This window comes from Paenibacillus faecis, assembly GCF_008084145.1.
GTDB lineage: Bacteria > Bacillota > Bacilli > Paenibacillales > Paenibacillaceae > Fontibacillus > Fontibacillus faecis.
In genome coordinates this window covers 1065276-1077842 of record NZ_VSDO01000001.1, presented here as the reverse complement: position 1 = coordinate 1077842, position 12567 = coordinate 1065276, and the positions used below count along the sequence as shown (strand labels likewise).

Sequence of the window (12567 nt, the reverse complement as noted above, 5' to 3'; positions counted from 1 at the left end):
TGACATGAGATATAAAAATACCTTACATAGCTATTGACGACAAGACGTGTCAGTTCTATAATGACGACAGTATAAACATAAAGGATGAACATTAAACAATATTAAGTGTTTTAATGTTCGTGATTTGGGGAGGAAGTCATTATGTCAGCAGAGTTGGTTATGAAAACAATTCAGGAAAAGCAAATTGAGTGGGTCGATTTTCGTTTTGTTGACTTGTCCGGCCGTTCGCATCATATTACCCTGCCGGCAAAAGAAGTAGACGAGAATACATTTATTAACGGCGTCGCTTTCGACGGATCTTCCATTCCGGGATTCCGTGGAATCGAAGAGTCCGATATGGTTATGATGCCGGACCATGGCGCGGTTTTTGTGGATCCGTTCACGGCGCATCCGACATTGAACGTGTTTTGCGACATCTATACCCCCGACGGTGAAAGATATGAACGAGATCCGCGCAGCATCGCAGTCCGTGCGGAAGAATATTTGAAAGAGAGCGGTGTAGGGACGGCGGCTTTCTTCGCTCCCGAGTCCGAGTTCTTCATTTTCGACGACGTCCGCTATGAGAGCGGAATGAACAAAACCTACTATTCCGTAGACTCGGAAGAAGCGAACTGGAATACGGGCCGCAGCGAGGAAGGCGGCAACCTGGGATACAAGATTCCGGTAAAAGGCGGGTACGTGCCGGTAGCTCCGGCTGACAAGCAGCAGGACATCCGCAGCGAAATGTGCCGGCTTCTGGAAGAGGCGGGCCTCCGCGTCGAGCGCCACCATCACGAAGTGGCTACGGCCGGCCAGGCGGAAATCAACTTCCGTTTCGACACGCTGCTGAAAACCGCCGACAACCTGATGGTCTATAAATACATCGTGCACAACACGGCGATCCAGTTCGGCAAAACGGCGACCTTTATGCCGAAACCGCTGTTCGGCGACAACGGCAGCGGGATGCACGTGCACCAATCGATCTTTGACGGGGATACTCCATTGTTCTACGAAAAAGGCGCATACGCCAACTTGAGCGAAACGGCGCTGCACTATATCGGCGGGATTCTCTACCATGCACCGGCTTTGATCGCGTTCACGAACCCAAGCACGAACTCCTTCAAACGTCTGGTTCCGGGTTATGAAGCTCCGGTCAACCTGGTTTACTCCAAAGGAAACCGTTCGGCGGCTGTGCGGATTCCGGTTGCGGCGGTTACCCCGAAAGGATGCCGGATCGAATTCCGTACGCCGGACTCGACCGCGAATCCGTACCTGGCCTTCTCCGCGATGCTGATGGCCGGCCTCGACGGAATCAAGCGTAAAATCGATCCGAGAAAAGAAGGCTACGGTCCTTTCGACAAGAACATTTATGAGCTTTCGAATGAGGAAAAAGCGGAAATCCGCAGTGTTCCGGGGTCTCTCGACGAGGCGCTCAGCGCCCTGGAGAACGACTACGAGTTCCTGACCGAAGGCGGCGTGTTCACGAAAGCTTTCATCGACAACTTCATTGAATTGAAACGCGCTGAGGCAAGATCCGTGGCAATCCGGGTTCATCCTTACGAATTCGGTCTCTACTACGATCTGTAAAAATAACAAAGCAACGGCTGGACGGGAACCTCGGTTCCTTTCCAGCCGTTTTTTTGGGCATAAAGAAGGACACTCCCGCTTAGATGCAGGGGTGTCCTATTATAGTGCTTAAACAGTGATCTTGCTCCCGCAAGATTCGCGAATGACCAGTTCGGGTTCGACCACGACGTTGCTGGTTTCCGACTGGGAGTTGATGAGGTCGAACAGCAGGGACGCGGCCAGACGGCCGATTTTGTCCTTGTTCTGACGGATTGTTGAGAGAGCCGGGGTTGTGTACTTGCAGGCTTCGATATCATCGCAGCCGATGATGGCGATATCTTGGGGAATTTGAAACCCGCGTTCCCTCAAGGCTTTCATCGCACCGATAGCCAGCAGATCCGAAGCCGCAAATATAGCGCGCGGCAGGTTCGCACCCGAGTCGATCATTCGGCTTACGGCTTCATAGCCGCTCTCCTCGAAAAAGTTCTCCCCGTTCACGAACCAGTTCTCCGTAATCGGAAGCCCGAAACTTTCGATCGCGTCCTTGTAGCCCTTCTCACGCATATTCGAGATATCCGATTCGGAAGTGCTTCCGATATAGCCAAGCTCGCGGTACCCCTGCAGATAAAAATGCTCGACGACTTTGTAAGACATTTTATAATTGTCGGACATAATATAACCGGAACTTTTGCCCTTTAATTCGATATCGACGCCGATGCAGGGGATTTCGCTGTGATCCAGTTCGCTGATGGACGGCTCGACCTGCTGGCCGGTTACGATGATGCAGCCGTCTACGTGAAAATGGCGGCATCTGGCCAAATAATCGCCATCGATGGCATGGGACTTCTCATTCGAGAAGAACAGCAAATCGTAGCCCAGGAAACCCATCTGCTTCTTAAAAGCGTTCAACACCTCGACGAAGAAAGGATGCGTAAAGTCGATGTTCAATTTTCCTGCGAAAATGACCCCGATCAAATTTGATTTCTTGGTGGCTAATGTTTTCGCGGAATTTGAGGGAACATAGCCGGTTTGTTTCATAATTTCGAGGACTTTCGTCTTAGTTTCTTCGGAAATATCGCTATAATTATTAATGATTTTGGATACGGTGGATACGGAGACGCCCGCCATTTCCGCAATCGTTTTAATATTGATCGTCAAAAAGAAAGCCCCCTTCGTTTAAAACGATTTCTCAACATCGTCGTTTTCCTGGTTTTCAAACTGCGAAACGACTTTCGTAAAATAAGTTTACATTCTTCACCTTCATCAAGTCAATGAAAAATGTCGGACAGAAGGGGGTGAAAAAACAGCATTTTATGTAGGATTATTGCGGAATTAGAGCATCCGTCTCCTAATATCGAAAGCGGAATCCTATTGTTTAAAGCGGCGAAAAAATCCTCTTTACAAACTTCGGTTTTGATGTAATAATGTGTTTTGACGAAACCGCTTTCGGAAAGATAACGAAGAATTCGCTTCGATAGAGCGAAATTTACGAAAATTTAGCGAAAGATCTTTTCGAAAACGTGGCCCGTCGAACTATTTACCATTATTAGGGGGTAACAACATGGTCAAGAGAATTTCAGCCTTGGTACTTGCGGGTGCTCTTACGCTTAGCCTCGCGGCTTGCGGCGGCGGCAACAAAGGCGGCAACGCGGCGCCGGCGGGTGAAAGCGGTGGCAATGCCGCAACCGGGGAGAAGAAAGTGATCAAGATTCTCCATTGGAAACAAGAGAACATCAACAAGGCAATGGAAGAAATCAACAAGAAATTCGAAGAAAAGTATCCGGAGTATAAAGTGGAATACACGACCACCGGTCCGGACGACGAATATAAACAAGCGCAAAGAGCGCGGATTACGGCTAACGACGTAGATATTTTGGCCGACCTTTCGGGGATGAGACTTTCGCCTCAAGAATGGACTCCCGGAGCGAAAACGCCGGACTGGCAGCAATGGATCGACGCGGGCCTGATCGCGGATCTGTCCGACCAGCCGTTCGTGAAAAACTGGAACGCCAACGACATTGAAAAAGCCGGTACATACAACGGCAAAGTGTACGCGATTCCTACCGGTAAAGTGGCGATGTCCGGTTTGTTCTACAACAAGCAAATTTTTGAAGAAAACGGACTGAGCGTGCCTAAAACCTGGTCCGAATTCATCAAACTTAACGATGATTTGAAAGCAAAAGGCATCACGCCGATCGCGGTTGCAGGTAAAGACGTATGGCCGTTGAAGCTGCCGGTATTCGCGCTTCAGTCGAAAATTCTGGGCGGCGGCAACCAGCAAAAATGGATCGAAGGCGTTTGGAAAGGCGAAACCGCGTTTAACGACGCTGAAGCGATCGAAGTGCTGGAAAAAGCAAAAACGATTCAAGACAACTACATGATCGACGGATTCATGGGTATCGACTACGCTTCCGTTCCTTCCATCTTCGCGGCTGGTAAAACGGCGATGCTGGCTGACGGATCGTGGGACGCTCCGACGATTGCGACAGCGAACCCGGAACTGAAATTCGGATACTTCCCGCTTCCGGCTACTGAAGACGCCGCGAAAAACGCTTCGTTCGTAGGGAAGTACGATGTGACCTGGTATGCCGCGGAGAAAGGCCCGAACAAAGAGGGCGCGCTCAAATGGCTGGAGTTCTTCTCCGAGCCTGAGAACTACACGACATTCGTCAAAGCTGCAGGGTTCATTCCTACCCAGGACAACATCTCTACGGACAGCGAGTTCATCGACAAAGAGCTGACTCCTTACCTCGGCGACTTTGAATTGGCTTATGAAATCATGATGATCAACCGCGAAAACGTGGGCGAACATTTGGCTGCCGAAGGTGTCCACACGGAATACCTGGCACCGGGCGGACAATTCAAGACCGCTAAAGAACTGGCTGACGTACAACAAAAAGAATGGGAAGCAGCAGCTCCAAAATAATGTAGAGAGAAAATTATAAAGACCATACTGCCCTCGGGGTCTGCGTAGGCAGACCCCGATCATTATTTGATTTGGACCTGCGAGGTGAGAGAGATGTATCCATTTGGCAAAGGCTTTTCGCGATATTTACCTTATTTATTGCTTCTGATTCCTATGGCTTTGTATCTGATTTTCTATTTCGGACCTTCCGTCATGACCGTTATTTACTCCTTTACGGACGTGAAAAATGTTCCGGGAAGCTCCATGAATTTTGTAGGCCTGGACAACTATCATGATTTATTCTACTCCGGAAACTCTGGAGAACGCTGGCGCTCCATTTTAAATACATTAATCTTCATGTTTGTCGTGACGATCGTTCAGAACGGGGTCGCCTTGTTTGTCGCCGTACTGATTAACCAACGGCTACGCGGGGATTACTTCTACCGAGCCGTCTTTTTCCTCCCGGTCGTCCTGGGGGTGGCCGTTGTCGCTCTGATCTGGAGCATGATGTTCGATCCGATGAGCGGACCGGTCAACATGCTGTACGACAAGCTGTTCGGCTATAAAGATATGTTTTTTGCCAGCTTTACGCATGCGTTCGGTTACATCATCTTCGTACAAATCTGGATGTACATGGGCTATTCCATGCTGATCTTCCTGGCGGGGCTGCAATCCGTGCCGAAAGACTTGTATGAAGCGGGACACATCGACGGAACCAACAAATGGCAGGCTTTCCGCCATATCACGTTCCCGTTGATCGCTCCGTCCTTCACCGTGAATATGCTGCTTTCGATTATCGGCGCGATGTCGACCTTCGATATTATCCTGGCTACGACCGACGGTAAATTCAACACCAGAACGATGGCCTATGACGTGTATAAAGAAACGTTCCGCGGAAGCCTGGAGATGGGCTTGCCTTCGGCCTTGTCCGTCGTGCAGTTCCTGATTATCCTGGTGTTCGTCATCGTGGCTGTCAAACAGACGCGTAAGAGAGAGGTGGAATATTAATTATGAAAAATTCCAAATCGTTTACGATTCTCTCATATGCCGTCATCGCCGTTCTTTTGGTCCTCTATGTGGTTCCTTTGATTTTGGTGCTGAACGTATCCATCAAATCGTATCCCGAGTACTTGATGAATCCGATCGGGATCGTAAAAGAAGCTCAATGGGAAAACTACGTCACCGCTTGGACGGAAGGCAACTTCGCCAATTACTTCCTGAACAGTGTGCTCTACACAGGGATCGCGACCGTTCTGACGATCATCGTCTCCGTCATGGGCGCCTTCCCGGTTGCGCGCGGTTATGTGAAATGGAGCGGGTTTATCTATCTGTTCTTCCTGCTCTCGCAGTTCCTGCCGAATCCGATGGTCGCCCAGTACAAGCTGATGCTTTCGCTGCGGGAGAGCCTGAGTTTCTTCGGTTATGATACGAAGCTTGGCTATATTATCCTGAAAACCTCGGGAACCGGCGTCGTATTTATGATGTTCGTCGGATATATCAAGGCGATCAGCCGGGAGCTGGACGAAGCCGCGGGGATCGATGGATCGGGTTATTTTCGCTATTTGTTCCAAATGATCATGCCGCTCATGAAGCCGGTCATCGCGACGGGCGTTATCTTGACGGCGATCGGGATTTGGAACGACTTCGTCGGACCGATTATGTACCTTCCGAGTAAGGCGAACTATCCGATCACCTTCGGCCTGAAGGAGTTTAAGGGGCAATACGGCAACAACTGGCCGCTTCTGGCCTGCGGCATTTCGATCGTAGCCGCTCCGCTGATCCTTCTTTATACGTTCATTCAAAAATACCTCGTTGACGGTGCTCTTGCGGGTGCCGTGAAGTCCTAAACAACTCATAAGGAATCCCGTGTACCTTCGGGGAGCGGGATTCATTTATGCCAATTTACAGGATTTTGACTAGAGAAAAATAAAGAGAGAGGGAGAAAGGGAAGATGACATACGAAAGTTGGAAGTTTCTTGGCAAGAACGGCGAGTTCCGGTTGGAGCAGCCGGAAAAGAGCAGTTTTTTATATTTTCCTCTGGTAAACGAAGCGGGCATGATGTCCGCGATCACGCCAAACCTGCATGGAGAAATGACGTCAAGCCATAATACATTTCTGATGGAACCGGTTTCGGTGATGGATCTCCACAATTCCAAGGCATCACGGAATTTCTGGGTTCATATCGAAGGTGCCGGGGCTTGGTCGGTCAGCGGCAATTCGGCGAAACAAAATGCCGAGCTGTTCTCGAACGGCAAAGAAAACAGCGCGGTGGAAGCCGGGTTCCTCTGGCATAAAGTGATCCGCGAGAATGCGGAAACGGGGCTGCGTGCGGAAACGGTCAATTTTGTCCCGGTTACGGAAGATAAAATCGAGCTTATGAAAGTGACGCTGACGAATACGGGCAAGAGCGTGCTTCGACTGACGCCGACAGCGGCGGTACCGATCTACGGGCGTTCGGCCGACGATCTTCGCGACCATCGTCATGTGACATCCCTGCTTCACCGGGTGTTCACCTCGGATCACGGGATCGAGGTTCAGCCTGCGCTGTCCTTCGATGAGCGCGGACACCGGGTGAATAAGGTGACTTACAGCGTGTTCGGATCCGGTGCTGCGGGGGAAGCTCCCGTCGGGTTCTTTCCGGAAACCGAAGTGTTCGCCGGAGAAGGCGGAGCCTTGGATTGGCCGGAAGCGGTGGTGGCCAATCTGGAACCGTCCGTACAAGCCGGCGCGTCCCTGGAAGGCTACGAAGCGATCGGCGCTCTTCGTTTTGCCCCGATTCAACTGGAAGCGGGACAATCCGCTTCTTATATCGTAGCTATGCTGATTACGGACGATCGGACCCGCCCGCAGCAAATCGCGGAGCGTTATTTGTCCGCGGCCCGGTTTGACAGTCTCCTCGCGGACAATCAGCGTTACTGGCAAGAGAAGCTCGACACCGTGTCCTTCCATTCCGGCGATACCGAGCAGGACTTGTGGATGAAATGGGTCACGCTGCAGCCGATTTTGCGCCGTCTCTACGGCAACTCCTTCCTGCCATACCACGATTATGGCCGGGGCGGACGCGGCTGGCGGGATTTGTGGCAGGATTGCCTGGCGCTGATGGTCATGGAGCCGGCGGAAGTAAGACATCTGCTGCTTAACAACTATGCGGGCGTACGGATCGACGGAAGCAACGCGACCATCATCGGAACGAAACCCGGTGAATTCGTCGCCGACCGCAACAACATCCCGCGCGTCTGGATGGACCATGGCGCATGGCCGCTTCTGACGACGCTGCTGTATATCCATCAAAGCGGCGACCTGGAGCTGCTCCTGCAGCCGCAGACCTATTTCCGGGACGTATTCGTGAAGCGGTGCAAGGACCGGGACCTGAACTGGACTCCGGAGCAAGGCAACAAGCTGTTGACCAAGGAAGGAAAGGTCTACGAGGGCTCCATCCTGGAGCATATTTTGCTGCAAAATATGACGACTTTCTTCCATGTCGGCGAGAACGGCAACATCCTGCTTGAAGGAGCGGATTGGAACGACGGCCTGGATCTCGCGCCGAACCGCGGCGAAAGCGTTGCGTTTACCGCTTTTTATGCGAGCAACCTGCTGGAGCTCTCCAATCTGCTGCTTGCCCTGCGGGAGAAGAAAGGTCTGGCGTCGCTGGAAGTCGCCGAGGAAATGGCGGTCCTGTTCGATACCCTCACGGCGCCGGTCTCCTACGACAGCATTGCGGATAAACGCGCCCTGCTGGGCCGTTATTACGATGCGATCGTACCGACCGTTTCCGGCGTGAAGGTGAAGCTGGATCTTGAGCAAGCGGCCGAGGACTTAAAGCGCAAAGCCGAGTGGATGATCGGGCACCTGCGCAAAAACGAATGGATTAAGAGCCAGGAAGGCTACGAATGGTTCAACGGATATTACAACGATCACGCCGAACGGGTGGAAGGCGATCATCCGCAAGGGGTCCGCATGACGCTTACCGGCCAAGTCTTCAGCATTATGGGCGGCGTCGCGACCGAGGAGCAGGTCGGCAAAATAACCGCAGCCGTCGATCGATACTTGAAAGACGAGCGGATCGGCTACCGGCTGAATTCCCGCTTTGGCGGAATTCAACAGGATTTGGGCCGCGCGTTCGGGTTTGCGTTCGGTCACAAAGAAAACGGCGCGATGTTCAGCCATATGACCGTGATGTACGCCAACGCGTTGTATAAACGAGGCTTTGTGAAAGAAGGCTTCGAAGTTTTGGACTCCATTTACCGCTTGTCCGTCGATTTCGGGAAGAGCCGGATGTACCCGGGAATTCCGGAATACATTAACGAGAAAGGCCGCGGCATGTACCCATACTTGACGGGTTCGGCGAGCTGGCTGCTGCTGACCCAATTGACGGAAGTATTCGGCGTAAAAGGGGTGTACGGCGATCTGATGCTCGAGCCGAAGCTGGTGAAGCCGCAGTTCGACCAGGACGGCAAAGCATCGGTGGAGACGCTGTTTGCGGACCGGATGTTCCGTATTGTTTACAGCAACCCGGAAGGCGCCGACTTCGGCGGCTACCGCATCAAGGGCGTGACGTTGAACGGACAACCGGCGGCGTGCGATCTGAGCGGGAACGGGTGCCTGATCAGCCGCTCGGTACTGGAAGCTCTGCCGAAGGACGGGGTTCATCAGCTCGAAGTTCTGTTGGGCTAATCCGCGGCTGTCGGAATCCGAATCGTACTTGAAGAAAGAAAACCCTGCCGCTTAATCTCTTAAGCCAGGGTTTTCTATTTATATGAAGGGATGCATGACCTCTATGGCATATCAACTAAAGAATGAACATTTAAGCGTCGAAATTGCCGAACCGGGGATGTATCGCGGTTCACGTTTTGATTGGACCGGTTTTATAACGGGGATTATCCTGCTCGACGGAAATCATACCTTCTGCGTTCCGGAAAGTCTGATTCCCGGACAGGGAACCGGAGGCGCCGGATTATGCAACGAGTTCGGAATCGAAACCGCCCTGGGCTATGACGATATCGGTCCGGGCGGGCATTTCCCCAAACTGGGGGTCGGATTGCTGACCCGGCTTGATGATCGAAAGTACGAGTTCTTCCGGGAGTATCCGATACACCCCTTTAAGGTAAGCGTTGTCCGTGAAAATGAAGCCAGTCTGACCTTCCACAGCTTCCCCGAGGATTGCAACGGCTTTGCCGCCAGCTTATCCAAACGGATTTCCGTTGCCGGAAACCGGCTTGAGGTGGAATATCATCTGCGGAATACGGGGATAAAGGAATTGTCGACCGAGGAGTACTGCCACAACTTCCTTGGCATCGACGATCATTTCATCGGAACGGATTACGTGCTGCGTTTCCCGTTTGAATTATCCCCAACGGCGGACGAGGAAAAGACGCTGTCAGGCTTGAGCTTCAATCGGGGGGAAGTCCGTTTTGCGGACCGGCCGACCGTGCCGTTTTATTTCCGCCTCCCCGGCTTCGATGGCGGACAGTATCCCTGGATCTGGGAGCTTCTTCATGAGCCGAGCGGCGCGGGCGTCAGGGAACTCAGCCAATTCCCCGTTTCGAAGGCGGCGGTATGGGGGGAAGGGCACGTCGTTTCGCCCGAAATATTCATCAAGATCGAGTTGGCGCCGGGAGAAGAGAAGCGGTGGGCACGGAGCTACGAATTTTTTGTAAAATGAGCCTACTTTTCTTTTGTCAAATAAAGCGTTAATGTGTCAATTCTGTAAACTGTGGATTTTGACGAAATATCAGCTTGCTGGAAAAAAGAATAGTTGCTATGATAGTCCTTATCAAACTTCGAACCTGACTAGAGATGGAAGAGAAAGGATGGGGAGTAATGAGCAAGAGAGCTTACAACTTCAATGCCGGACCGGCAGCGCTGCCGCTGGCCGTACTGGAACGCGCCCAGGCGGAATTCGTCGATTTTAAGGGGACGGGAATGTCCATTATGGAGATGTCCCACCGCGGTAAAGTGTACGAGGAGGTTCATAACGAAGCGGCCAGCCGCCTGTTGAACCTGCTGGGGAACCCGGGAGGGTATAAAGTGCTGTTCCTGCAAGGCGGGGCGACGACCCAATTCGCGATGCTCCCGATGAACCTGCTGACCGAAGGCAAGAAAGCCGGTTACGTCAAAACGGGCAGCTGGGCGAATAAGGCGATCAAAGAGGCCAAGCTGATCGGTGAAACGTTCGTGGCCGCTTCTTCCGAGGAGGACAAGTATATGTCCATACCGGATCTGGGCAACCTGGTGCTCCCCGAGAACACGGCTTACCTGCATGTGACCTCGAACGAAACGATCGAAGGCACCCAGTTCCAAAGCTTCCCGGATACCGGCAGCGTACCGCTTGTGGCGGACATGTCCAGCGACATTTTATGCCGCCCGTTTGACTTGACGCAATTCGGACTCATCTATGCGGGCGCCCAGAAGAATCTGGGACCTTCCGGCGTCACGGTAGTCATCGCCAGAGAAGAACTGCTGCAAAATTCGCCGGCTCATTTACCGAGCTATTTCCGCTATGATACGCATGCGGAGAACAACTCTCTTTACAATACACCGCCATCCTTCGGGATTTATATGGTGAACGAAGTACTGAAGTGGATCGAGGAGCAAGGGGCCTTGGAAGGGATCGAAGCGAAGAACCGGGAGAAGGCGAACCTGCTGTACCAGGCGATCGACAACAGCGGCGGTTTCTATCGCGGCGCGGCGAAGGCGTCGGACCGCTCGCTGATGAACGTCACCTTCCGCCTCACTTCCGAAGAGCTTGAGAAACAGTTTATCAAGCAATCGGAGCAAGAAGGTTTCGTCGGGCTCAAGGGCCATCGCAGCGTAGGCGGACTTCGTGCTTCCATCTATAACGCAGTACCTTATGACAGCGTGAAGGCGCTGGTAGACTTCATGGGCGAGTTCCAGAAGGCGAACGGCTAAGGACCACGGGCTCGTACCCAATATACGAACCAAGAAACGGCGGCAGAGGAACCCTCTGTCCGCTGTTTTTTATTTGTGGCTTTAGCCAGTTGAACTCGCGAAGCGTGCGAAACAAAAAAACAACTGATGGTTCGTTATCATAGGAGTGTTCAAGCTACAATGTGTAATGAAAGGAAAAGGTGGCTTAATGGTTAATGGAAGTGATATGTCACCTACAAAGGGCGCCTAGTGTGCTTCCAAGCTTCCAACTCCAATAAAGATGCAAATCTGCAGGTATTTAAGCCGATTCCCGAGAGAATGCGAAAAAAGATGCAAATCTGCAGGCATTTCCAGCGACTTTAGAGAAACGAGCCGGTTTCGTCGAAAATTCCTGCAGATTTGCAGGGATTTTGAAATTTTGGGTCCCGAACAAGAAAAAACATGCACATATGCAGGAATTTTATGTTATCAAGGTTGTCTAAAGGGGTACTAGCAATAATCGCACCCCTTCAGGGGGAGGCAAAAGCGGCAACGGCGCATAGTACCTTGAACGAAGTGAAAGCTAGCGCTTTTAGACGCGAGCCGGTAATAAAGTCTTATAGCCTAAGAGCAAACCACCCGTTTGACGGTGGGTATGATTTGTGGTGTCGCTGCGGGACAGAGAAATCGAAAAACTGGTATAATATTTAGATAGCTATTCCGTACGGCTCGGCCGGACGGCGAAAAAAAACGACTCGAGGTGTTTGACAAAATGGCTTTGCATATCGTGCTGGTGGAACCGGAAATTCCGGCCAACACCGGAAACATTGCAAGAACTTGCGCGGCAACGGGCATCCATCTTCATCTGGTGCGACCGCTCGGTTTTCGGACCGATGACGCTACGTTGAAGCGGGCGGGTTTGGATTACTGGTATGCGGTGAATATCGAGTACCATGATTCTTTCCGCGAGGTAGAGGAGAAGTACAGCGGCAGCCGGTTTTTCTTTGCGACGACGAAGGCCCGGAAACGCTACACGGATTTCAAGTTTCAGGACGGCGATTTTTTCGTGTTCGGCAAGGAGACGAAAGGCCTGCCCCCGGAAATTCTGGAGGCTCATCCGGACACATTGATGCGGATGCCGATGACGGATAAGGTCAGATCGCTCAATCTGTCCAATTCGGCGGCGATCATCGTATATGAAGCGCTGCGGCAGCTTGATTTTCCCGGAATGGAATAGGTGGAGAGTCAC

General features: G+C 51.9%; 9 protein-coding genes. 8 read left to right on the top strand and 1 reads right to left on the bottom strand.

Features of this window, described 5'->3' with window-relative positions:
- Positions 1–141: 141 nt before the first annotated feature.
- Positions 142–1566 carry a type I glutamate--ammonia ligase gene (gene glnA, locus FRY98_RS04945; protein WP_148450604.1) on the top strand — a complete coding sequence of 475 codons (1425 nt, stop codon included), beginning with the start codon at positions 142–144 and terminating at the stop codon, positions 1564–1566.
- 108 nt (positions 1567–1674) lie between these two features.
- On the opposite strand, the gene FRY98_RS04940 is transcribed toward glnA, so the two are convergent.
- Positions 1675–2697 carry a LacI family DNA-binding transcriptional regulator gene (locus FRY98_RS04940; protein WP_148451189.1) on the bottom strand — a complete coding sequence of 341 codons (1023 nt, stop codon included), beginning with the start codon at positions 2695–2697 and terminating at the stop codon, positions 1675–1677.
- Between the two features lie 409 nt (positions 2698–3106).
- On the opposite strand from FRY98_RS04940, the gene FRY98_RS04935 reads away from it, so the two are divergent.
- The 7 genes from FRY98_RS04935 to trmL all read left to right on the top strand — a co-directional run bounded on the left by FRY98_RS04935 (position 3107) and on the right by trmL (position 12555).
- Positions 3107–4471: an ABC transporter substrate-binding protein gene (locus tag FRY98_RS04935; RefSeq protein WP_148450603.1), complete on the top strand. Its 1365-nt coding sequence runs from the start codon at positions 3107–3109 to the stop codon at positions 4469–4471.
- A gap of 93 nt (positions 4472–4564) precedes the next feature.
- Positions 4565–5458 (top strand): carbohydrate ABC transporter permease, encoded by an 894-nt coding sequence (locus FRY98_RS04930; RefSeq protein ID WP_148450602.1) that lies wholly within the window; start codon positions 4565–4567, stop codon positions 5456–5458.
- A 2-nt stretch (positions 5459–5460) separates the two neighbouring features.
- Positions 5461–6297, top strand: a complete 837-nt coding sequence (locus tag FRY98_RS04925) for a carbohydrate ABC transporter permease (RefSeq protein ID WP_148450601.1) — start codon at positions 5461–5463, stop codon at positions 6295–6297.
- A gap of 104 nt (positions 6298–6401) precedes the next feature.
- Positions 6402–9125 carry a GH36-type glycosyl hydrolase domain-containing protein gene (locus FRY98_RS04920; protein ID WP_148450600.1) on the top strand — a complete coding sequence of 908 codons (2724 nt, stop codon included), beginning with the start codon at positions 6402–6404 and terminating at the stop codon, positions 9123–9125.
- 103 nt (positions 9126–9228) lie between these two features.
- On the top strand, positions 9229–10113 hold the full coding sequence (locus FRY98_RS04915) for a hypothetical protein (protein WP_148450599.1): 885 nt from the start codon (positions 9229–9231) through the stop codon (positions 10111–10113).
- A 158-nt stretch (positions 10114–10271) separates the two neighbouring features.
- Positions 10272–11360, top strand: a complete 1089-nt coding sequence (gene serC / locus FRY98_RS04910) for a 3-phosphoserine/phosphohydroxythreonine transaminase (protein ID WP_148450598.1) — start codon at positions 10272–10274, stop codon at positions 11358–11360.
- Positions 11361–12090: 730 nt separating this feature from the next.
- The gene (gene trmL / locus FRY98_RS04905; RefSeq protein ID WP_148450597.1) at positions 12091–12555 is read left to right on the top strand and encodes a tRNA (uridine(34)/cytosine(34)/5-carboxymethylaminomethyluridine(34)-2'-O)-methyltransferase TrmL; all 465 of its coding nucleotides are present in this window, start codon (positions 12091–12093) and stop codon (positions 12553–12555) included.
- Positions 12556–12567 lie beyond the last annotated feature (12 nt).